Source organism: Achromobacter sp. 1L-A-4-B-C2 (assembly GCF_057291955.1).
The window spans coordinates 665134-687770 of the sequence record NZ_JBXAWP010000001.1 but is presented as its reverse complement, the minus strand read 5'-3'; the positions used below and the strand labels follow the sequence as shown (position 1 = coordinate 687770).

Annotated in this window: 23 protein-coding genes; 11 read left to right on the top strand and 12 right to left on the bottom strand. The window is 65.5% G+C overall.

Annotation, left to right across the window (positions count from 1 at the left end; translation table 11 throughout):
* Positions 1-82: 82 nt before the first annotated feature.
* Together AC0Z35_RS03120 and AC0Z35_RS03115 are read left to right on the top strand one after the other, a co-directional pair.
* Positions 83-589, top strand: a complete 507-nt coding sequence (locus tag AC0Z35_RS03120; RefSeq protein ID WP_046803772.1) for a phosphatidylglycerophosphatase A family protein — start codon at positions 83-85, stop codon at positions 587-589.
* A complete protein-coding gene (locus AC0Z35_RS03115; protein ID WP_046803773.1) occupies positions 586-1161 on the top strand; it encodes a CinA family protein in 576 nt (191 codons plus the stop codon). Before AC0Z35_RS03120 ends, AC0Z35_RS03115 begins: the two co-directional genes overlap by 4 nt.
* Here AC0Z35_RS03115 and pyrF read toward each other — a convergent pair.
* From pyrF to AC0Z35_RS03100, 3 genes are read right to left on the bottom strand one after another with little or no spacing between them, the layout of a single operon-like run.
* Entirely contained in the window at positions 1145-1963 is an 819-nt protein-coding gene (pyrF, locus tag AC0Z35_RS03110) for an orotidine-5'-phosphate decarboxylase (RefSeq protein ID WP_319301213.1), read from the bottom strand. The genes AC0Z35_RS03115 and pyrF overlap by 17 nt on opposite strands.
* A 7-nt stretch (positions 1964-1970) precedes the next feature.
* Positions 1971-3290: an NAD(P)/FAD-dependent oxidoreductase gene (locus AC0Z35_RS03105; RefSeq protein ID WP_082134395.1), complete on the bottom strand. Its 1320-nt coding sequence runs from the start codon at positions 3288-3290 to the stop codon at positions 1971-1973.
* Between the two features lie 48 nt (positions 3291-3338).
* Entirely contained in the window at positions 3339-3737 is a 399-nt protein-coding gene (locus tag AC0Z35_RS03100) for a diacylglycerol kinase (protein WP_006221640.1), read from the bottom strand.
* Between the two features lie 167 nt (positions 3738-3904).
* On the opposite strand from AC0Z35_RS03100, the gene AC0Z35_RS03095 reads away from it, so the two are divergent.
* The 9 genes from AC0Z35_RS03095 (at position 3905) to AC0Z35_RS03055 (ending at position 13960) form a co-directional block, all read left to right on the top strand.
* Positions 3905-4639, top strand: a complete 735-nt coding sequence (locus tag AC0Z35_RS03095) for a FadR/GntR family transcriptional regulator (protein ID WP_319301218.1) — start codon at positions 3905-3907, stop codon at positions 4637-4639.
* Between the two features lie 133 nt (positions 4640-4772).
* Complete coding sequence (locus AC0Z35_RS03090; protein ID WP_046803775.1) at positions 4773-5747, top strand: sialic acid TRAP transporter substrate-binding protein SiaP; 975 nt, start codon at positions 4773-4775, stop codon at positions 5745-5747.
* An 84-nt stretch (positions 5748-5831) separates the two neighbouring features.
* On the top strand, positions 5832-6476 hold the full coding sequence (locus tag AC0Z35_RS03085) for a TRAP transporter small permease (protein ID WP_205571586.1): 645 nt from the start codon (positions 5832-5834) through the stop codon (positions 6474-6476).
* A gap of 57 nt (positions 6477-6533) precedes the next feature.
* Positions 6534-7943 (top strand): TRAP transporter large permease, encoded by a 1410-nt coding sequence (locus AC0Z35_RS03080; RefSeq protein WP_046803776.1) that lies wholly within the window; start codon positions 6534-6536, stop codon positions 7941-7943.
* Between the two features lie 14 nt (positions 7944-7957).
* On the top strand, positions 7958-8704 hold the full coding sequence (locus AC0Z35_RS03075; RefSeq protein ID WP_046803777.1) for an SDR family oxidoreductase: 747 nt from the start codon (positions 7958-7960) through the stop codon (positions 8702-8704).
* A gap of 64 nt (positions 8705-8768) precedes the next feature.
* Entirely contained in the window at positions 8769-9635 is an 867-nt protein-coding gene (locus tag AC0Z35_RS03070; RefSeq protein ID WP_485131389.1) for a fumarylacetoacetate hydrolase family protein, read from the top strand.
* Between the two features lie 40 nt (positions 9636-9675).
* Positions 9676-11211, top strand: a complete 1536-nt coding sequence (locus AC0Z35_RS03065) for a UxaA family hydrolase (protein ID WP_485131390.1) — start codon at positions 9676-9678, stop codon at positions 11209-11211.
* A gap of 163 nt (positions 11212-11374) precedes the next feature.
* Positions 11375-12895, top strand: a complete 1521-nt coding sequence (locus AC0Z35_RS03060; RefSeq protein WP_485131391.1) for a mannitol dehydrogenase family protein — start codon at positions 11375-11377, stop codon at positions 12893-12895.
* Positions 12896-12907: 12 nt separating this feature from the next.
* Entirely contained in the window at positions 12908-13960 is a 1053-nt protein-coding gene (locus tag AC0Z35_RS03055) for an Ldh family oxidoreductase (protein ID WP_485131392.1), read from the top strand.
* A 10-nt stretch (positions 13961-13970) separates the two neighbouring features.
* On the opposite strand, the gene AC0Z35_RS03050 is transcribed toward AC0Z35_RS03055, so the two are convergent.
* The 9 genes from AC0Z35_RS03050 to AC0Z35_RS03010 all read right to left on the bottom strand — a co-directional run bounded on the left by AC0Z35_RS03050 (position 13971) and on the right by AC0Z35_RS03010 (position 22427).
* The gene (locus AC0Z35_RS03050) at positions 13971-14681 is read right to left on the bottom strand and encodes an ABC transporter ATP-binding protein (RefSeq protein ID WP_120156962.1); all 711 of its coding nucleotides are present in this window, start codon (positions 14679-14681) and stop codon (positions 13971-13973) included.
* The gene (locus AC0Z35_RS03045; protein WP_485131393.1) at positions 14678-15454 is read right to left on the bottom strand and encodes an ABC transporter ATP-binding protein; all 777 of its coding nucleotides are present in this window, start codon (positions 15452-15454) and stop codon (positions 14678-14680) included. Before AC0Z35_RS03045 ends, AC0Z35_RS03050 begins: the two co-directional genes overlap by 4 nt.
* Positions 15451-16437 (bottom strand): branched-chain amino acid ABC transporter permease, encoded by a 987-nt coding sequence (locus AC0Z35_RS03040; protein ID WP_485131394.1) that lies wholly within the window; start codon positions 16435-16437, stop codon positions 15451-15453. The genes AC0Z35_RS03045 and AC0Z35_RS03040 overlap by 4 nt, the downstream gene beginning before the upstream one ends.
* 10 nt (positions 16438-16447) lie before the next feature.
* The gene (locus AC0Z35_RS03035; RefSeq protein WP_485131395.1) at positions 16448-17368 is read right to left on the bottom strand and encodes a branched-chain amino acid ABC transporter permease; all 921 of its coding nucleotides are present in this window, start codon (positions 17366-17368) and stop codon (positions 16448-16450) included.
* Between the two features lie 40 nt (positions 17369-17408).
* Entirely contained in the window at positions 17409-18584 is a 1176-nt protein-coding gene (locus AC0Z35_RS03030; protein WP_046803786.1) for an ABC transporter substrate-binding protein, read from the bottom strand.
* 57 nt (positions 18585-18641) lie between these two features.
* Positions 18642-19643 (bottom strand): amidohydrolase family protein, encoded by a 1002-nt coding sequence (locus tag AC0Z35_RS03025; RefSeq protein WP_485131396.1) that lies wholly within the window; start codon positions 19641-19643, stop codon positions 18642-18644.
* Positions 19644-19671: 28 nt separating this feature from the next.
* Entirely contained in the window at positions 19672-20223 is a 552-nt protein-coding gene (locus tag AC0Z35_RS03020; RefSeq protein ID WP_120156957.1) for a 3-hydroxyanthranilate 3,4-dioxygenase, read from the bottom strand.
* A gap of 175 nt (positions 20224-20398) precedes the next feature.
* Positions 20399-21376, bottom strand: a complete 978-nt coding sequence (locus AC0Z35_RS03015; protein ID WP_104142007.1) for a LysR substrate-binding domain-containing protein — start codon at positions 21374-21376, stop codon at positions 20399-20401.
* 127 nt (positions 21377-21503) lie between these two features.
* Positions 21504-22427, bottom strand: coding sequence for a YihY/virulence factor BrkB family protein (locus tag AC0Z35_RS03010; RefSeq protein ID WP_219991103.1), 924 nt, complete (start codon positions 22425-22427; stop codon positions 21504-21506).
* Positions 22428-22637 lie beyond the last annotated feature (210 nt).

Genomic DNA, 22637 nt, shown 5'->3' with positions numbered 1-22637 from the left:
AGCCGATTCCGGTTTCCGTTTTCCTCCTCCTCTTTCAAGCGGCCCAGGCACCATGTCCTCTTCCGATAAGTCCTCCCCGTCCATGCGCGAACGCTCGCGGGCTGCGTATCCCACGCTTGGGTGGGTGTGCCGTGACCCTGGCCGCCTGATCGCCTTTGGCCTGGGCAGCGGCCTGATCCGGCCGGCCTCGGGCACGTGGGGCACGCTACTTGCTTGGGGCATCTGGGTTGCCGCCGCGCCCGCGGCATCCGACCTGGCGATTGGCGTGTTCCTGGCGTTGGCCTTTCTGTATGGGTGCTGGGCTTGCCATCGCGTAGGCCGTGAACTTGGGCAGGCCGATCATGTCGGAATGGTCTGGGACGAGATGGTGGCGTTTTGGCTGGTGCTGTGGCTGACGCCGGCGGGTTGGTTGTCGCAGTTGTTGGCGTTTGCGTTGTTTCGCACGTTCGACATCGTCAAGCCGCCGCCCATCAAGTTCTTCGACGCCCATATCAAGGGTGGCTTTGGCGTCATGTGGGACGATATCGTCGCGGCGGGCTATGCCCTGTTGGTCATGGTGCTGGTCGCGCGCACAGGAGTCTTGGGATGAGCGAACTGCAAGGAAATACCCGTTCGAATCTGTCGGCGGCGCAGTTGTCGGAAGCCACACTGGCCGGCTTGGCCGAGCGGCTGGGCGACGCAATGCGGCGCCATGGCTGGATGCTGGGCACGGCGGAATCGTGCACCGGTGGGCTGTTGGCAGGCGCGATGACGTCGGTGGCGGGTTCCAGCGATTGGTTCGAACGCGGCTTCGTCACCTACAGCAACGATGCCAAAGTGACCGAGCTGGACGTCTCGCCCGACGCGCTGCATCACTTTGGCGCGGTCAGCGAACCCGTGGCGCTTGAGATGGCCAACGGCGTGTTGTTGGTTGCGCCCGCCGCGCACGTGGCCGTGTCCACGACAGGCATTGCGGGGCCGGGGGGCGCCACGCCGGGCAAGCCGGTGGGCATGGTGTCGTTTGGGTTTGCGATGCGGGTGGGCGACGGCATCACCAGCCGCGCCGCCACCCACGTGTTTCCTGGCGACCGTACGCAAGTGCGTCAGGCCGCCGTGGAGTTTGCGTTACGCGGCTTGCTGGAATTCGTGGGGGCTGATCAGGAAATCAACGCACTGCGTTGATTGCATCCCGCAAGCCCTTCGCAGCTTGGCCGGCGGCTTCGCGCCAGTCGTCGCCGCCGCTGGCGTAGATGATGGCGCGCGATGAGTTGATCATCATGCCGCTGCGCGCCGCGTTGGCGCCAGCGTTCACCGTGGCGGTAATGTCGCCGCCTTGCGCGCCGATGCCCGGCACCAGCAGGGGCAGGGCGTCGCCAATGCGCTGACGCACCGCCGCCAATTCGTTCGGGAACGTGGCGCCCACCACCAGGCCGCACTGGCCGTTGGCGTTCCACTTGTCGGCAACCAGACCGGCAACGTGCAGGTACAGCGGTTCGCCGTTATCCATCTTCAAGAATTGCAGGTCCGAACCGCCCGGGTTGGACGTGCGGCACAACACGATCACGCCACGGTCGCGCCACGCCAGGTAGGGCTCGACGGAATCCAGCCCCATGTACGGGCTGACCGTCAGCGCGTGCGCCTGGTAGCGATCGTACGCCTCACGCGCATAGTTCTCGGCGGTGGAACCGATGTCGCCACGCTTGGCGTCCAGCACGATCGGCAGGTCGGGATGCTTGTCGCGGATGTGCTGGCACAGCGCTTCCAATTGGTCTTCGGCGCGGTGCGCGGCAAAGTACGCAATCTGCGGCTTGAAGCTGCAAGCGTACGGCGCGGTGGCGTCGACGATGTCGCGGCAGAACTGGAAGATGGCATCCGGCTTGTCCTGCAATTCGCGCGGAAAGCGTTGGGGGTCGGGGTCCAGGCCCACTTGCAGAAGCGAGTTGCTGGTGGTCCAGGCGTGTTCGAGTTTTTGCAGGAAATTCATGGGGAGTTCAGTGCAGTTTGACCCGGGGGCGCGTGCGCCGCATCAGCAGGCGAGCCAGGGCAAGGGAGGCCGTGCGCGAAATGCCCAACACCGCTTTGTGGTGCATCAGGTGCAGGCTCATGTACATCAAGCGCGCCAGTGTACCGCTTACGAACAGTCCCCGTCCGGCAAGCTTGCCCATCAGGCTGCCCACGCCGGCGTCCTGCCCCAGCGACACCAGTGAGCCGTGGTCCTGGTAGACGTAGGGCTCGGTGGGTTCGGCTTTGTGGCGCAGGCGGGCCGTCAGTTTCTTGGCCAGGTAGTCGGCTTCCTGGTGCGCGGCTTGCGCGCGGGCCGGCACGCTGCGGCCGTCGCGCCAAGGCGCCGAGCAGCAATCGCCCAGGGCCAGGATGTTCGGGTCCGGCGTTTCCAGACGTTCGTTCACTTCCACCTGCCCCAGCTTGTTCAGCGGCAAGCCCAGGTCGGCCAGCAAGGCGGGGCCTTTGATGCCGGCGGCCCACATGCACAGCTGCGCGGGGAATTCGCGGCCATCGGCCGTCTTGACGCTGTGGCCGGTCACTTCCGACACGCGGCAGGCGGTTTCAACGCCGATGCCCAGTTCGGTCAGGCGGTGGGTGGCGGCCTCTGAAATCTTTTCCGGCAGCGCCGACAGAATGCGCGGCGCGCCTTCCACCAAGGTAATGGCCAGGTCGCGTTCGGCACGGAAATTAGGCAGGCCGTAGGCGCTGACCACGTGGCTGGCTTCCGTCAGTTCCACGGCCAATTCCACGCCGGTGGCGCCGCCGCCCACAATCACCAAATCCAGCCGGGCGGACGGGTTGTGCACCTTGGCCTGGTCCACCAACGCCATGGCCTTGAGCATGGTCAGGCGGAACTGTTCGGCGTTTTCGGTGGTGTCCAGCGTGACGGCGTGTTCGGCCGCGCCGGGCGTGTTGAAAAAGTTGGACGTGCTGCCCAGGGCCAGCACCAGGGTGTCGTACCCGAGTTCGCGGCGCGGCAGAACTTCCAGGCCCTGCGTATCGTTGACGGCATCCACCACGATCTGGCGGCGCTCGCGGTCTACGCTGACCAGGCGGCCCTGCGCGAACGAAAAGCCGTTCATGTGGGCCAGCATCAGGTAGGACAGGCCTTCCTGGTGTATATCCAGGGTGCCGGCGGCCGCTTCATGCAGCGACGGCTTCCAGATGTGGAAGGGCCGGCTGTCGACCAGCGTGATGTGCTGGCGGCCGTGGACCCGGCCAAGTTTGGCGGCCAGTTCAAGGCCACCCGCACCGCCGCCGACGATGACGATGCGTTCAGAGCGTGTTGACGTCGAATTAGGCATCATGGCTCCCAGTATAAAGACGGCCGCATCCCCCACGGGATGCTGACCGTTTCAATGCATGACGAAACGGCTGATCGCCACGCCGATCCAGACGGCGCCTGCAAAAATCAGCAGCAACATGACCGCCGCGCTGCCCAGGTCCTTGGCGCGGCCCAGCAGCGGGTGGCGTTCCACCGACAAGGCATCGGCCAGTGCCTCGATGGCGGAATTAAGCAGCTCTGCCGCCAGCACCATCACCACCGTGCCCACCAGGAAGAACACCTCGACCGTGGTGCGGCCCAGGAAGAACGCGGCCGGGATCATCAGCACGGCCAAGGCCAGTTCCTGGCGGAACGCCGCCTCGTATTTGACGGCCGCCTGCAAGCCCTGCCACGAGTAGCGCAGCGCATTCAGGATGCGGCGCAAGCCGCCGGAGCTTTTGAAGGGCGAGTGTTGCGGGTCGTGGGTCATGTGCGCGTAGGAAGGCCGGGTGTGGCGGCTTTTTAACAGATATGGGTTGCCCGCGTGACGCGGCGCGAACCTATGGGCAAACCCTAATTGTGACGCATGGCCGGCAGGCGCAGGATTCTGGTCAATTGGTAAGGCCACTTTACCCGTCCGGTTTCACCCCACCCACCATGCCGATCCAGACCATCGAGCCGCGCCGCTTGTACCGCCAGATCGCCGACCAGCTGCGTTTGCTGATCGAAGCGGGCGAATTTCCCGTGGGCGCGCGCTTGCCGCCGGAGCGCGACCTGGCGCTGAAGCTGGGCGTGTCGCGCCCGTCCGTGCGCGAGGCCTTGATCGCGCTGGAAGTCGAAGGCTGGGTGGAAGTGCGCATGGGGTCGGGCGTGTACGTGCAAAGCCTGTCGGGCTCGCCGCGCGTCAGCCTGACCGCCGAAAGCCCCCTGGAAACCATCCGCGCCCGCTGGACTATCGAAGGCGAACTTGCCGCCCAGGCCGCCCGCAGCCCCACGCCGGCGCTGGTCGACGGCCTGCTGGAAGCCGTGGGCGCCATGGAAGACGAAGCCCGCGCGGGCTTTGTGCCCATCCGCGGCGACCGGCTGTTTCATTTGCGCGTGGCCGAAATGGCCAACAACGCCGTGCTGGTGCGCGTGGTGGGCGAACTGTTCGACGAACGCCACAACCCCCTGTCCGTGAAACTGGGCGACTACTTTGAAAACCCGGACAGCTGGGCCGTCGCCATCACCGAGCACCGCCGCGTCATCACCGCCATCGCGGCGGGCGATGAGCCTGCCGCGCGCGCGGCCATGCATCACCATCTTTCCTGCTCGTTCGACCGCTTGACCGCCAGTTGGCCGGGCGCGGCCGAGACGATGCGCATCGATAGCAAAGAACCGGCGGCGTCCTGACGCCACCGGGGTTCTCACAGTCGCAGTCGCAGTACCAAGGTGCACCACGTATGTGAAATTCCGATGTGAAACATAAGGCGGGTCGGCCACCCCATCCTGCGCCGCGCCCGCTACCTCAAAGAGAGGAGACAACATGAATAAAGGCAACGCTATCAAAGTGCTGTTTGCCGCCGTCGCGCTGGCCGTCAGTGGCAGCGCGCTGGCGCAAACCAAGTTGAAATGGGCGCATGTGTACGAGACGTCCGAACCCTTCCATACCTCGTCGGTGTGGGCGGCTCAGGAAATCGAAAAACGCACCAACGGCCGCTATCACATCGACGTCTATCCCGCCTCTCAGCTGGGCAAGGAAAACGACATCAACCAGGGCCTCACCCTGGGCACGGTGGACATGATCATTTCCGGCTCCAGCTTCGCCGCCAAGAGCTTCCCGCGCATCGGCGTCACCTACTACCCCTACACCTTCCGCAACCCCGAGCACCTGATCGCCTACACCAAAAGCGACATCTACAAAGAGCTGACGGGCGGCTACGACCAGAAAAGCGGCAACCACATCGTCGCCACCACCTACTACGGCACGCGCCAGACCACGTCCAACCGCGCCTTCACCAAGTGCTCTGAAATGAAGGGCATGAAGATCCGCGTGCCCGACGTGGCCGCCTACCTGGCCATGCCGCGTGCCTGTGGCGCCAACACCGCGCCCATTGCATTCGCCGAGGTCTACCTGGCCTTGCAGAACGGCACCGTGGAAGCACAGGAGAACCCGCTGACCACCATCGAGGCCAAGAAGTTCTACGAGGTGCAGAAGAACATCGTGCTGACCGGCCACATCGTCGATCACCTGAACACGGTGATCTCGGGCAAGCTGTGGAAGAGCCTGTCCGACGAAGACAAGAAGATCTTCGCCGAGGTCTCGCAGCAGGCGGCCGAAAAGGCGTCGGCCGAAGTGGCCGCCAGCGAAAAGAAGATGGTTGAAGTGTTCAAGAAACGCGGTCTGAACGTGGCCGAAGTCAACATCGACGACTTCCGCAAGACCGTGCTGGAGAAGGTGCCGTTCGAGCAGTACGGCTATCAGAAATCGGATTGGGAAAAGATCCAGGCGGTGAAGTAAGTCCGGGTAGGCCCCCGGTAAGCGCCCGCGTGGGCGGGCCTTGCCGGCCCGCCCCACCTTACCCATTCCGATCAGGGGAACGTCATGCACTCCAACGCGAAAGCGGCGCCGATGGCGGCCGTAAGCCACGGCCCGACGCCGCCGCACAGCCACGCAACGTCATCTTCCGGCCCGCACCAGACCAGCGTGGACGACATCGTCCATAGCTTCGAAGAGGCCGACCAGCACGAAGTCAGCCTGGCAGGCTATCAGCCGGAAGACTGGATCTGCCTGGGCATTTTCTGGGTAATGTCCGGCCTGGTCTTTCTGCAATTTTTTTCCCGCTACGTGTTGAACGATTCGTTCGCGTGGACCGAGGAATTGGCGGTGTACTGCCTGATCGGCGTGGTGTTTCTGGGCGCCGCCATGTGCGTGCGCGCCTGCCGCCACATTCAGGTCGACTTCCTTTACCGCTACTTGCCCAAGCCGGTGGGGCGCGTGCTGGCCACCGTCATCGACATCCTGCGCACCGTGTTCTTCGGCTATGCCGTGTGGCTCACGTATCGCTACATCGTGCTGGTGGGCGACGAGCCCATGACCACGCTGTTCTGGAACAAGTCCTATGTGTACTGGCTGGCCCTGGCGGGCTTTGCCATGATGTTCGTGCGGTCGATGCAGGTGTCCGTGCAGAACTGGCGACAAGGCTATTCCATCCTGGAAAATCCCGCGGCCTACGAGTCGCAGGATTGATCCGAAACGCCGGGGCTTGGCCCCTATGACGTTGCAGTGCCTTTCCAGGAGCATGCCATGGGCACATTGATTGGAACCTTTCTGCTGTTGATGATTCTGGGCCTGCCGGTGGCGGTGTCCATGGCGGGCGCGTCGCTGTTGTTCGTGCTGATCTCGGGCAGCGTGCCCGACGTGGTGGTGGCGCAGCGCATGATCGCCGGCGTGGAGTCGTTTCCGCTGCTGGCCGTGCCGTTCTTCATCCTGGCCGGCAACCTGATGAACATTGCCGGCATCACCGGCCGCATCTACAACTTCGCGGTGGCGCTGGTGGGCTGGATGCGCGGCGGGTTGGGGCAGGTCAACATCATCGGCTCGGTCGTCTTCGCCGGCATGTCGGGCACCGCCATCGCCGACGCGGCGGGCCTGGGCACCATCGAAATCAAGGCCATGAAAGACCATGGCTACGAAACCGAATTCGCCGTGGGCGTGACCGCCGCGTCGGCCACGCTGGGCCCCATCATTCCGCCGTCCTTGCCGTTTGTCATCTACGGCATGATGGCCAACGTGTCGATTGGGTCGCTGTTCCTGGCGGGCCTGATTCCGGGCGCCGTGTTGACGATATTGATGATGCTGACCGTGGCGTACTACGCGCGCCGCAACAACTGGGGCGGCGACGTCGCCTTCAACTGGAAGCGGTTGGCCGGCGCCGGGCTGGAAGTGCTGATCGTGCTGGCGTTTCCTTTTTCGATCTGGCTGATGACGCTGGCCGGCGTGTCGCCCAACGTGGCCACGGGAATTTCATTCGTGGCATTGCTGGTGCTGGACTGGCGCTTCAACTTTTCGGCGGTGATGGCGTTGATGGCGCCCGTGATCCTGATCGGCGGCATGACGCTGGGCTGGTTCACGCCTACCGAAGCAGCCGTGGCGGCGGTGATCTGGGCGCTGTTCCTGGGCCTGGTGCGCTACCGCTCGATGACGCTGCGCACGCTGGCCAAGGCCACGTTCGACACCATCGAGACCACGGCATCCGTGCTGTTCATCGTGACGGCCGCGTCGGTGTTTGCATGGTTGCTGACGACCACGCAAGCGGCGCAGGCGCTGACCGACGCCATCCTCAGCGTGACGCAGAACAAGTGGGTGTTCCTGCTGATGGCCAACGTGTTGATCCTGATCGTGGGCTGCTTCATCGACACCATCGCCGCCATCACGATCCTGGTGCCCATCCTGCTGCCCATCGTGCTCAAGCTGGGCATCGACCCGATTCACTTCGGTTTGATCATGACGCTGAACCTGATGATCGGCTTGCTGCATCCACCCATGGGCATGGTGCTGTTCGTGCTGGCGCGCGTGGCGCGGCTGTCCGTTGAACGCACCACCATGGCCATCCTGCCGTGGCTGGTGCCGCTGTTCGTGGCGCTGATCGCCATTACCTACATCCCCCAGATCACCCTGTGGCTGCCCACCGCAATGGGCATGGCCGGCAAATAAAAAAGGACGCACTCATGTCGGAAAGACTGCAAGGCAAGACCGCCATCGTCACCGCCGCCGGCCAGGGCATCGGCCGCGCCGTGGCCGAGGCGTTTGTGCGAGAAGGCGCCAACGTGCTGGCCGTGGACATCAACGCGGCCGCGCTACAGACGCTGTCGGGCTGCCGCACGCAAGTGGTGGACGTGACCGACGGGCGCGCCATCACCGCGCTGGCGCAAGACGCGGGGCCGGTCAACGTGTTGTTCAACGGCGCGGGCTTCGTGCACGCCGGCACCATCCTGGACTGCGACGAGGACGCGTGGGACTTTTCATTCAACCTGAACGTGCGGTCCATGTACCGGCTGATCCGCGCGTGCCTGCCGGGCATGCTGGCGCGCGGCGGCGGTTCCATCGTGAACATGGCGTCGGTGGCCGGCAGCATCAAGGGCGCGCCCAACCGCTGTGCGTACGGCGCCACCAAGGCCGCCGTCATCGGGCTGACCAAGGCGGTGGCGGCCGACTTCGTGGCGCAAGGCATCCGCTGCAATGCCATCTGCCCGGGCACCGTCGAATCCCCGTCGCTGCACCAGCGCATTGAAGCGCAGGCCGCGGCTAGCGGGCAGACGATTGCCGCCGTGCAGGCCGCGTTCACCGCCCGCCAACCCATGGGCCGCATCGGCCGTACGGATGAAATCGCCGCGTTGGCGGTGTATCTTGCCAGCGACGAATCCGCCTTCACCACGGGCACCACCCAGGTGATCGACGGCGGCTGGACGAACTGAAGCTTTCCTCTTTCCTATTTCCTATTTCTATTTCCTATTTCCATTTCCGCAACAAGGAACCGATATGAAACTGATGCGCCATGGCCCCAAGGGCTCTGAAAAGCCCGGACTGATCGACAACCAGGGCAAGGTGCGCGACCTGTCCTCCGTATTGCCCGACATCACCGCGCAAACGCTGACGTCCGCGCGCCTGGCCGAACTGCGCGCGCTGGACGCGTCCACGCTGCCGCTGGTGGCCAACCCGGGCCGCATCGCGCCGCCCTGGAGCGGCATGGGCAAGTTCATCTGCATCGGCCTGAACTACGCCGACCACGCCGCCGAATCGGGCCTGCCCGTGCCGGCCGAGCCCGTCATCTTCATGAAGCCCACGTCCGCCGTCGTCGGTCCCAACGACCCCGTCGTGCTGCCGCAGGATTCCGTCAAGACCGATTGGGAAGTCGAGCTGGGCGTGGTCATCGGCGAAAAGGCGCGCTACGTCAGCGAGGCCGACGCCATGAAGCACGTGGCCGGCTATTGCGTGGTCAACGACGTGTCCGAACGCGAATACCAGATCGAACGCGGCGGCACCTGGGACAAGGGCAAGGGCTGCGACACCTTCGGCCCCATCGGCCCCTGGCTGGCCACCGCCGACGACATTCCCAACCCGCAAGACCTGGAGATGTGGCTGGAAGTGAACGGCAAGCGCTATCAGAACGGCAGCACGCGCACCATGGTGTTTGGCGTGGCGCAGCTGGTGGCGTATGTCAGCCGCTTCATGACGCTGTATCCGGGCGACCTGATCAGCACCGGTACGCCGCCCGGCGTGGGCATGGGGCAAAAGCCCGCACCCGTGTACCTGAAGGCGGGCGACGAGATCAAGCTGGGCATCGCCGGCCTGGGCGAGCAGCGCCAGCGCGTGCATGCCTGGGACCCGGCCTTGATCGACGGCTGATCGCTCGCCCGACCCGCACCCCTTTCTTTCCGGAGTCTTCATGTCCCACAACGATACGGCCGTCATACGCATCCACCCGGCGGATAACGTGGTGATCGCCCGGCGCCAGCTGGTCAGCGGCACGCGGCTGGAAAGCGAAGGGGTGACGGTGCAAGGGCTGGTGCCGCCCGGCCACAAGGTGGCCGTACGCGCCATCGCGGCGGGCGAGCCGGTGCGCCGGTACAACCAGATCATCGGCGTGGCGCGCCAGCCCATTGCGGCCGGGCAGCACGTCCACACGCAGAACCTGGAATTCTCGGCGTTCCAGCGCGACTACGCCGTGGGACAGGGCGCGCACCCCACCGAGTACGTGGCCGAACCCGCCACCTTCGATGGCATCGTGCGCGCCGACGGCCGCATCGCCACGCGCAATTACATCGGCATCCTGACCAGCGTGAACTGTTCGGCCACGGTGGCGCGCGCCATCGCCGACCACTTCCGCCGCGACATCCATCCCGATGCGCTGGCCGCCTGTCCGAACGTGGACGGCGTGGTGGCGCTGACGCACGGCGCCGGCTGCGCGACCGGCAGCGAGGGCGAACCCTTGAAGGTGCTGCGCAGGACCCTGGGCGGCTATGCACGCCATGCCAACTTCGGCGGGCTGATGGTGGTGGGGCTGGGCTGCGAAACCAACCAGATCGGCGGCTTGATGGAACAAGAGGGCCTGCGTGAAAGCAGCCTGCTGCACACCTTCAATATTCAGGACACAGGCGGCACGCGCAAGACGGTGGCGCGCGGCATCGAACTGGTGGAACGCATGCTGGAGCAGGCCAACCAGGTGCAGCGCCAGCCCGTGCCGGCCAGCCATCTGACGGTGGGCCTGCAATGCGGCGGCTCCGACGGCTATTCGGGCATCAGCGCCAACCCCGCGCTGGGCGCCGCCGTGGACCTGCTGGTGCGCCACGGCGGCACCGCCATCCTGTCGGAAACGCCCGAGATCTACGGGGGCGAACACTTGCTCACGCGTCGCGCGCAAACCCCGGCCGTGGCCGACAAACTGCTGGCGCGCGTGCGCTGGTGGGAAGACTACTGCGCCCGCAATGATGCCGAGATGGATAACAACCCGTCGGCCGGCAACAAGGCGGGCGGGCTGACGACCATTCTGGAAAAGTCGTTGGGCGCCATCGCTAAAAGCGGCACCACCAACCTGACCGACGTATTCGAATACGCCGAGCCCGTGCGCTCGCGCGGGCTGGTGTTCATGGACACCCCGGGCTATGACCCCGTATCGGCCACCGGCCAGGTCGCGGGCGGCGCCAACCTGATCTGCTTTACCACCGGGCGCGGCTCGGCGTATGGCTGCGCGCCCGCGCCGTCGTTAAAGCTGTCGACCAACACCGCGTTGTGGCAGCGCCAGTCCGACGATATCGACATCAATTGCGGCGAAGTCGTGGACGGCGCGCAAAGCGTGGCGCAGATGGGCGAACGCATCTTCCAGCTGATGCTGCAAACCGCTTCGGGGCGGCGCACCCGCAGCGAAGAACACGGCTATGGCCAGAACGAATTCGTGCCGTGGCAGCTGGGCGCGGTGATGTAGGCGAACGGCCCGCGGATACCGGCGACGAGGATCATGATGATGGGGTGTTGCATTTTGTCACTGTCCGGGGATCGAACAATTCTGTGTCTGGGGATATCCTCACCCGCGCGCCGACTGGCCGGTCACCCGACAGGTGCATGGCGCCTTCCGCCCCTGGTCAACCATGCTTGAACGTTTGAATACGGAGTCGTTGCCGCGTCTGCCCGCAGACGTGGAAAAACCCATCTATGACCGCAGCCGGCTCACGCCCGGCATCGTGCATCTGGGCTTGGGCGCCTTTCATCGCGCGCATCAGGCGGTGATGACGGACCTGGCCATGGAGGCCAGCGGCGATCTTAGCTGGGGCATTCTGGGCGTGTCGCTGCGCCGACCCGACACGCGCGATGCGCTGACGCCCCAAGACGGCTTGTACACGTTGGCCCTGCGCGACGGCGGCCCCGACGGCCAGGCGCGCGAGCAGCTGCGTGTGGTGGGCTCGGTGCTGCGCGTGATGGTGGCCGAAGAAGACCCCAACGCCGTGCTTGAGCGGATTGCGTATCCGCAGACCCGCATCGTCAGCCTGACCGTGACCGAAAAAGGCTACAGCCACGAGCCGGCCACGGGCCACCTGCGCTGGGATGACCCCGACATCCTGCACGACCTTGAAAACCCGCATCGTCCGCGCAGCACCATCGGCATTCTGGTCCATGGCCTGGCGCTGCGCCGCGAGCGCGGCTTGCCGCCCGTCACGTTGATGTCCTGCGACAACCTGCGCGGCAACGGCGACCTGCTGCGCAACCTGGTGCTGGCCTTTGCGCTGCGCGTGGACGTCGCGCTGACGGGCTGGATCGACAAGCACTGCACCTTTCCCAACTCCATGGTGGACCGCATCGTGCCGGGCACGGATGACGATGACCGTCGGCGCATCGCGGACAAGCTGGGCGTGCAAGACGCCTGGCCCGTGGTGGGCGAGCCCTATCTGAATTGGGTGATCGAAGACAAGTTCGCCGCCGGCCGTCCGGCTTGGGAAACGCAGGGCGGCGCCACCTTCGTGCGTAACGCCGCGCCCTACGAACGCTTGAAGCTGCGAATGGTGAACGGCCCGCATTCCGCCTTCGCCTACCTGGGCGCGCTGCTGGGGCACCGGACGGTCAGCGAGTCCGTGCAGACGCCCGCGCTGCATGCGTTCGTGGATGCCATGATGCGGCTGGAAATCGCGCCTACGTTGAAGGGCATTCCGGACGGCGGGCTGGAGGAATACCGCCGCCGCTTCCTGGAACGGGTCGCCAACCCCGCGCTGCCGCATCCAATCCCGCAAGTGGCGATGGACGGCTCGCAAAAAATCCCGCAACGGCTGCTGGAAACCATACGCTACCGCTTGCGCGCGGGCGACGACATCCAGCGCCTATCCCTGGCAGTGGCCGCGTGGCTGCATTATCTGCGCGGCGAGGACGAGCAAGGCGGGCGCTACGCCATCGACGACCCGCTGGCCGCGCGGCTTGCCAAGCTGCTGTCGCGCGCCGAGGTCGCCGCCCGCGCGTCCGCGCCCGCGCAATCGGCGCACCGCCGCGCGATGGTGCTGGCGGGCTATAAGCCGGTGTTCGGCAACCTGGGCCGCGTGCCCGACTTCGTGGCCGCGCTAGGCACGCATCTGGAAAACCTGCGCCAGCATGGCGTGCTGTACGCCGTGCAAGCCGCTACCTGAGGAGAGCGCCGCATGTCTGGGCAAAGCCGAGTGGATGCCGATGAATGGGAACGCTGGGGCAGCGCCTGCCTGCACGCACAAGGTTTCAGCGATGAAGACGCGCGCAGCCTGGCGGCCAGCCTGGCGCAGACCAGCCTGTGGGGCATTGATTCGCACGGCATCGCCCGGTTGCCGCACTACCTGAACCGCGTCGCGCACGGCTCGATCGTGCCGCGCCCCGCCATTCGCATCGAACGGACCGGCCCCGGCACGGCGCAGCTGCACGGCGGGCAAGGGCAGGGCATCATCGTGGCGCACCGGGCCAACGCGCTGGCCATTGAGCTGGCGCGCGAAGCGGGCATCGCCGCCGTGGGCGTCAGCGATTCTTCGCATTGCGGCGCCGTCGGCTTGTACAGCCGCGCGGCGGCACGGCAAGGTTTGATCGGCATTGCGTTCACCCATTCGGATTCGATTGCCGCGCCGCATGGCGGCCATCAGCCGTTCTTTGGCACCAACCCGATATCGCTGGCGTTTCCGCGCGCAGGCGCGCAGCCCTTGTGTCTGGACATGGCAACCACCGCCATTCCGTGGAACCGCGTCATGAACGCGCGCCGCGATGGCGTGGCGTTGCCGCCCGGGGTGGCGCTTGATGCCGCCGGGCGGGATTGCACGGACGCAGACGCCGTGCGCGCCCTGCGGCCGTTGGGCGGCGAAGAATACGGCTACAAGGGCTACGGCCTGGCGATGATGATCGAGCTGCTGTGCGGCCCGTTGAACGGCAACCCGTTCGGCCCGCATATCTCGCCCATGTATGAACAATTGCAGCGCCCGCGCGAGCTGGGTGCGTTCTTTATCGTGATCGATCCGGAGCGCTTCGCGGGTGGCGCGGCGCTGGCGGGTGTGGTGGCGGCAATGGCGATGGAACTCTCGGCGCAACCGGGCGCGCCGCGCATGCCGGGCGACCCTGAAGCGGCGGCCGAGGCCGCGCGCCGGCAAGACGGCATTCCCGTGCCGCCCGCCTTGTGGGCGCAGATGCAGGATTGGAGCCTGCGCCTGGGCGTGCCGCTGCCCGCGCAACGTGTCTGAGCAAGCGGACCTACACCCCCAGGTACTGCAACAGCCGGGGCTCGTCATCCAGAAACGCTTGCGATGATCCCGTCCACGCCACGCGGCCCTTTTCGACAATAGCGTGATGGTCGGCGGTGGCCAGCAGCGGCTCCAGGTTCTTGTCGATGCACAGCACGGCCAGCCCGGTCTGCTTCAGGCTGTCCAGCGCCTGCCAGATTTCTTCGCGCACCACGGGCGCCAGCCCTTCGGTGGCTTCATCCAGAATCAGCAAGCGCGGGTTGGTCAACAGCGCCCGCCCGATTGCCAGCATCTGTTGTTCGCCGCCGGACAAATGGCTGCCCAGATGCCGCGCGCGTTCGGCCAAGCGCGGAAACAGCGCGTACACGCGGTCCAACGACCACGGTTGCGCCAGGCCCTGGCGGTTGTGCGCGGTGGCAATCAGGTTTTCGCGCACGGACAAGTTAGGGAAGATATGCCGCCCTTCGGGCACCAGTCCGATGCCGCATTGCGCCACCTTGTAGGACGGCAGTCGGCTGATGTCCTGGCCATCAAAAACAATGCTGCCCGTGGTGGCGCGCGCCAGGCCCATCACGGTTTTCACGGTGGTGGACTTGCCCATGCCGTTGCGGCCCAGCAGCGTCACGAATTGGCCCGGCCCAATGTCCAGGTCGATGCCGAACAGTGCCTGGCTGGCGCCATAGTGCGCCGTCACGCCGCGCAGCGATAGCAGGGGGCTCATGCGGCGGCCTCCTGCTTGCGGCGGGCGCTGGCGCGTTCGCTGCCCAGATAGCATTCGCGCACGTGCGGGTCGTTGCGGATCTGGTCGGCCGTGCCGCAAGCCAGCGCGCTGCCGTAGACCAGTACCGTAATGCGGTCTGACAGCGCGAAGACGGCTTGCATATCGTGTTCCACCAGCAAGATCGTGTAGCGGCCACGCAGCTGCAACAGCAGGCGCGTCATGGCTTCGGATTCGTGTTGGCTCATGCCGGCCATGGGCTCGTCCAGCAACAGCAGCGACGGCTGGCACGCCAGCACCATCGCCAGCTCCAGTTGCCGCAGTTCGCCATGTGCAAGCTCGGCTGCCGGGGTGTTGGCGCGGGCCGATAAGCCGGCCAGCGCCAGCGCGTCGAGGGCCGGCTCCGTCAGCGCGGGCGTGCCCAGCACGGGCTTGAAGAAGCGAAAACTGTGGCCACGCCGCGCCTGCACTGCCATCGCCACGTTATCCAAAGCGGTGAACGGCTTGAACACCGAGGTGATCTGATACGAGCGGGCCAGGCCATGGCGCACCCGCGTGTGCACGGGCATGCGGGTAATGTCGCGGTTATCCAGCATCACGCGCCCGGCATCGGGCCGAAGTTCGCCGCTAAGTTGGCCGATCAGCGTGGTCTTGCCCGCGCCGTTCGGGCCGATCACCGCATGCAATTCGCCCGCTTGCACGTCCAGCGACAAATTGTCGGTGACCGTTAATCCGCCATAACGCTTGACCAGGTTTTCAACACGCAGCGCGCTCATTGCGGTTCTCCGGAAGGCTGGCCCAGCGGCGCGGCGGGGTGGCGACGCCAGGGCGTGTCGGGCAAGCTGCCATACACGCCGCGCCGCGACACGAGCACCACGCCCACGATCAACAGCCCCATGATCAGCATCCAATGCCCGGTCAACAGCTTCAGCCCTTCTTCCAACAGCAGGAAGGCCAGCGCGCCGACAACGGGGCCGAACAGCGTGCCGATGCCGCCCAGCACCACCATCACAATCAATTCGCCCGACGTGGTCCATGCCAGATAGGACGGCGATACGTACATCGTGAGGTTGGCCAGCAGCACGCCCGCCACGCCGGAGATCATGGCCGACAACACGTAAGCGGCCAGCCGGTAGCGCAGCGTGGGAAAGCCCAGCGCGCGCATGCGCCGTTCGTTGGCCTGGCAGCCGCGCAACGCCATGCCGAACGGCGCGTGGATCAGCCGATGCATCAGCGCCAGCACCAACACCAGCACGCCGAAAGCCGCGTAGTACAGCGCCAGCGGCGTATCCAGCCGGAACGCACCGAAGTCACTGCCCGCAAACAAGGACATGCCGTCGTCGCCGCCAAAGCCGTCCAGCCCTGTGGCCAGAAAGTAGAACATCTGCGCGAACGCCAGCGTAATCATGATGAAGGCGATGCCCGAGGTGCGCATCACGACGAACCCGCTGATCAAGCCCACCACGGCGCACGCGCCCAGCGCTCCGGCCAGATGCAGCCAGCCGCTTTCGATACCGTAGTGCGACATCACCCCCACCGAATACGCGCCCAGGCCCAGGTACAACGCATGGCCAAAGCTGACCATGCCGCCAAAGCCCAGCAACAGGTTCAGGGCCAGCGCCGCCACGCCGTACACCAGCACACGGCCAAACAAGGCCAGCAGGAAAGGTTCGCCCTGCCAGTGGGCGTACGCGGGCACCAAGGCCAGCAGCACCAGCAAGGCGGTGGCAACCAGAAAGCGCGCGGACGGAATGTGCATGCGATTCCCCTTATCCATGCTTGACGGGAAACAGGCCCTGCGGCCGCATGGCCAGCACCAGCGCCATCACCACGTAGATCAGCATGGACGCAATGGCTGGCCCGGCGGCATTGGCCGCGGCGGGCGGCAGCGTGGCGCGCAACAAGGTGGGCAGCAGCGCGCGGCCCAGCGTGTCGATCAGCCCCACCATCAACGCCGCCAGAAACGCGCCGCGCACCGAGCCGATGCCGCCGATCACGATCACCACCAGCGTCAGGATCAGGATGGGTTCGCCCATGCCCGTCTGCGCCGACAGGATCGGGCCTGCCATCAAGCCCGCCAGCCCGGCCAGCACCGCGCCCAGCACGAACAGCAAGGTGTTCAGCCGCGCAATGTTCACGCCCAGCGCGCCCACCATCATGCGGTCGGTGGAACCCGCGCGGATCAACATGCCCAGCCGCGTGCGGTGGATCAGCACGTAGCAGCCGCCGGCCACCAGCAAGCCCATCACGATGATCAAAAAGCGGTACAGCGGATAGGTCACGCCCAGGATGTCGATGGTGCCCGACAGCCACGACGGCAGCCCCATGCTGATGGGCGCGGGGCCCCAGATGATGCGGGTCAGCTCATTGAAGAACAGGATGAAGCCGAAGGTGGCCAGCACCTGGTCAAGGTGGTCGCGCGGATACAGCCGCGCCAGCGCGATGCGGTCCAGCAGCAGACCCAGCGCCGCCATGCCTGCGATGACGGCGGCGCCGGCCAGCAGAAATGACCCGGTGTGGCGGAACACGGTGGCCGCGATGAACGCGCCCATCATGTACAGCGACCCGTGCGCCAGGTTGATGAAGTTCATGATGCCGAACACCAGCGTCAGGCCGGCGGCCAGCAGAAACAGCAGGATGCCAAGCTGCAAGCCGTTCAAGGCCTGCACAAGCAGCAGCGTCGCGGACATGGTTGTCACCTTTGGCGCGGGGCCGGCGCGGCCCTGCGCATCACTTCATTACGCATTGCGCGGCGTACTGGTCGGACACTTTGGACAGGTCCGCGAAGATGGGGCCCTTGTTCACGAACGCCACCTTGCCGTCCGCACCGGCCTGCACGTCGGCGCGGAAAAATCCGGCCACCGGAAAGTGATTGGGCTGATAGCGGAATTCCCCGCGCACCGAAGCAAAATCGGCCGCTTCCAGCGCCTTGCGCAACGCGTCCTTATCGTCGACCTTGCCGCCCGTTTTCTTTAGCGCCGAGCCGATCAGCTGGGCCGCGTCGAACGATTGCGCCGCATAGCTGGACGGTTCGCGTCCGTACTTTTGGCGAAACGCGGCGGCAAACGCCTTGTTGGCGCCGTTGTCCAGGTCCGGCGAATACGGCACGTTGGTCACGGCGCCCAGCGCATCCTGTTGCAGCGCGGGCAGCGTGGCCCCGTCGATGGTGTCCACCGACAACAGCGGTATCTTGCCGAACAGCCCGGCCTGCCGGTACTGCTTGATGAAATTCACGCCCATGCCGCCAGGAAAGAACACATACGCCGCGTCCGGCTTGGCGTCGGCCAGCGCCGCCAGCTCTACCGAGTAGTCGGGCTGGTTGACCTGGGTGAAGACCTCGTTGGCAATCTGGCCTTTGTAGAAGCGCTTGAAACCGGCCATCGCGTCCTTGCCCGCCTGGTAGTTGGGGGCAAGCAGGTAGACCTTCTTGAACCCCATCTGGTTGGCCATTTCGCCGCTGCCTTCATGGCGCTGCGTGTTGTTCCAGGACGTGGAAAAGAAATAGGGCGAACAGTCCTTGCCAGCCAGGTTGGTTGGCCCCGCGTTGGACCCCACCAGGAACACGCCCGCGCTGGTGACGGGCCGTACCACGGCCAGCATCACGTTGGAATACACCACGCCGGTAATGATCGGCACCTTGTCGCTTTGCACCAGCTTGCGCGCGGCCTGCACGCCCACTTCGGGCTTGAACTGATCGTCTTCCTTGATGACCTGCACCGGCACGCCGCCCAGCTTGCCGCCGCCCTGGTCCACGGCCAGCATGAAACCGTCCAGCTGGTCCTGTCCCAGCACGGAGCCGGGGCCGGTCAATGTGGTCAACAAACCAATCTTCACGTCGGCCATCGCGGCGCCCGACAGGGCCAGGCCCAGGGCCGCGGCGGCGGCCAGTGTGGTGGTGCGTTTCATGTTTTTTCCCTTGAGTTGCCGTGTGTCACGGTCGTGGTCTCTTGCCCCGCGCAGGGGTTACGGCTGCAATCCAAAAAACGTCATCGTGTTGCGAAACAGGATCTTTTGCTGCACCTCGGGCACCAGTTCCGCGTGCGCCACCAGGCGGCCCACTTCCTGTTCGCCCAGCGGGTAGGGGTAGTCGGAACCCAGCAGCACGCGGTCTTCGCCCATCACGTCAATCAACAGGCGCAGCGAACGCGGGTCGAACACGGCGCTGTCGGTGTAGAAGCGGTCGGTATAGGAAGAGGGCAGGCGCGGGCAGTCTTGCCGGATGATGTCGCGGTGCCGCCAGGCGTTGTCCACGCGGCCGAGCAGGTACGCGAAGCTGCCGCCGCCGTGCGCGAAGCACAGCTTCAGGCTGCGCGGAATGCGTTCGAAGGCGCCGGACAAAATCAACGACAGAATGCCCAGCTGCGTTTCGGCGGGCATGGCCACCAGCCAGGGCAGCATCCATTTCTTCATGCGGCCATCGGTCATCATGTCCCACGGGTGCACCAGCACCGGGATGTCGTGGTTGGCGCAGTGGATAAGGAATTGCACCAGCGTGTCGTCATCCAGGTCGCGCGGGCCGACGTGGTTGCCGATCTGTACACCCAGGTGGCCGGCGGCGCGTGCGCGGGACGCTTCTTTGCAAGCCAGGTCCAGGTCTTGCAGCGGCACCTGCGCCAGCGCTTTCAAGCGCGCGGGCGCATGGGCGCAGTGTTCCAGCGCCAGGTCGTTCATGCGGGCCGCCCATTCGGCGGCAAGTTGCCCGGGGTAGGTGTAGCCGAACATGATCGGCGTGGCGCACAGGATCTGCACGTCCACGCCATGCCGATCCATCTGCTCGATGCGCAGCGCCGGGTCCCACAGCGTGGCGTCCACCGGTCGGAACTCGCGATCGCCCGCCATGATCTGGCCGGTGGCGCCGTCGGCGTCCGGGCGCAGCCAGGGCGCGTGCACGGGATCAAGCGCCGCCGCTTCCTGCCGCGTGATCGGCGGAAAGAAATGGGCGTGCATGTCGATTTTCTGAATCATGGATAACGGCTTCGCAAGAGTTGGGGTGCTAGGCGGGCACGGCTTGTCCGGCGGGCGCGTGGCCTTTGCCGGGATGGACCTGGCCACAGCCGGGGCAGGTGCGCTTGTCGGTGCTGTCGTAGAACGCCTGGAATAGCGGTGGCAGGTCGGTGACGATGCTTTTCAACTGCACTTGAACCCGGTGCACCAGGTGGCCGCAATGCGGGCAATACCATTCAAAGCCATCCAGCAGGCCCACGGGGCGCTGGCGTTCAATGACCAGGCAGGCGCTGTCGGCTTCGGGGCGTTGCGGCGAATGGCGTACATGCGGCGGCAACAGGAAGATGTCGCCTTCCTTCAAGTCCACGCGTTCGGGCTTGCCGTCTACCCACAGCGACAACCAGGCGTTGCCGCGAAATTGGTAGAAGAATTCTTCCAGCGGGTCGTCGTGATAATCGGTGCGGTGGTTGGGGCCGCCGACTACGGTGACGATGAAGTCGGCGTCTTGCCAGATCTGCTGATTGCCCACGGGCGGCTTGAGCAGATGCGCGTGATCGTCGATCCAGCGCTGGAAATTCAACGGCGGGCCGTAGGCGGGCATGAGGATCTCCGGGGGAGGCTTGGTTTGATGAAGTCTAGGGGGCGAGCGCGCCGAGGGAATAATAGAAATTGCGCGGTTGGATATGCGGCTTATCTATCGCGGGGTTTCCCGTAGGGAAACGGGCGCGCCTGGCCCGCGCGCGTTATCCGCGCGATATTCGCGCGATATTCGCGCGTTATTCGCGGCGGGCCGATGCCGGTTCGCGCTGCGCCGTGATGGCTTGCAGGTACTGCACCAGCCGCTGGCAAGCGGGCGTCATCGGACGATCGGCGCGCACGGAATAGCCCACGTCGCCAAAGTCTCCGAACACCGTCGTAGGCAGGCGCGCCAGCAAGCCCATGGACAGGAACTGCGCTGCCGCGTCGTAGGGAATCAGCGCCAGCGCGTCGCTGTGCATCAGGATGCCGATGTTGGTCAGCAGCGATAGGGATTCCACGTGGCGCGCGGGCAGGCGCAGGCCCGCGTCGAAAAACGTGCGCTCAACCGAAGCGCGCAGGGGCGAGGTGGGCGCGGGCAGAATCCAGATGTGGTCGGCCAGGTCCGCCAGCGTGACCTCTTGCGCGGCGGCCATGGGATGCTGCGCGCCGACCACCAGGCACAGCGCTTCGCGATAAAGCTTGTGATGGTCGACCGCCACGCCCGATATCGACGCCATGTCGGCGCCGGGCAACCTGCCCACGACGATGTCAACGTCGCCCGTGGCCAGCGCGGGCAGCAACTGGGCCGACGGCCCTTCGCGCACGGTGACCTGGATGCCCGGGTGGTCGGTCATCATGCGGGCAATGGCTTCGGGCAGCAGCTTGGCGGACGCGGCGATCAGCGTGCCCACCACCACGTGGCCGCTGGCGCCGCCCAGTACCGCGTCGATGTCGTCGGCCATGTAGCGCACCTCGGCCAACATGGCATGCACGCGACGCCCCAGCACCAGGGCAAGCTCCGTGGGCGTGACGCCCCGGTTCGACCGTTCGAACAAGGTCGCGCCAAAGAAGGCTTCCAGGTCGTGGATGGCCTTGGTGACGGTGGGCTGGGTCAGATGCAGTTCGCTGGCCGCGCGCGACAGCGACCGGCGCGCCAGCACGCGTTCAAAGATCTGCAATTGATGCAGCTTCAGCTTATGGCTGAGCGCATTGGGCGTGATGCGGAAGTTCGACATGCTTGGAGGCGCCCGCCTTGATTGAAATCAGCAAGTGCGGGTGCGGCAACGGATGCACCGCAGCGCGTGTGCGGGCGGGGCCATCAGCGTCGAAGAACTCGCGGTAGACGCGATTGTATCTACCGGTCTAGGGTTGCGGGGGTGCCGCCGGGGCCGGGTCCGACACGGCAGGCTTCGCGGCATCGCCGAAGCGCAGCGCGAATTGCCGCGTGAACACCGCGCCAAAGAAAAAGATCTGCGCGGAATAGTAGATCCACAGCAGCAGGGCGATCAGCGAACCCGCCGCGCCATAGGCCGACACGGCCGCGCCCCGGCTCAGGTACAGCCCGATGCCCCATTTGCCCACCAGGAACAGTGCGGCCGTCACGATGGCGCCCGGGATCACGTCGCGCCAGGATATCTTTGCGCTGGGCAGCAACTTGAAGATCACCGCAAACAGCGCGACCACCACCGAAAACGAAAACAGCGTCGATGCCCAATCCACCACCCTGGCGACGGTGGACGCCATCCACAGGTCGCCATACAGCTTTTGCGCAGCGCCCAGCGCGGCATTCACCGTCAACGACACCAACAGGAACAGCGCCAGCACCAGCACCAGGCCAAACGACAGCATGCGGCTGCGCACCATGCCCTGGATGCCGCCCTTCTGGTTGGCGGGCACTTCCCACAAATCGTCCAGGCTGGCCTTCAGTTCGGCAAAGGCGGTGGTGGCGCTGAAGATCAGCACAAAAATGGAAATCAGCGCGGCGATCCACCCGCCGCCGGATTCATGCGCGCTGGCCAACACCGTCTGGATGACTTCCGCGCCGCGTTCGCCGGTCAGGTCGCGCATCTGCAAGAAAAGCTCTGACCGTACCGCGTCTTCGCCATAAAACGCGCCGGCCACGGCGATCACCAGGATCAGCATCGGCGCCAATGAAAACACCATGTACAACGCCAGCGCGGCGCCCTTGCTGGAGGCGCGGTGGTTTGACCACTGGTTGGCGGAGTCCATCAGCAGCCCGCCGATCTCGGACGGACGCAAGGCTCGCAGGCTCTGGGGTAGGCGCATAGGGCTGGGCGGCGTGGGCGAAGGAATCTTCATTGTAGGGACGCATGCGACTGGGGGAAACCGCGAGTTTGTGCGCAAACGTGTTCGCGCCGGGCGATAACGGGTGCGTTGGAAACAACAGGCAATGTGTGCGGTGGCCGGCCGCCGAATCCGCCGTCGGTAGCGGGCAGGAGCGCACAAAAAGATGGACGCACAAAAAGAAAAACCCCC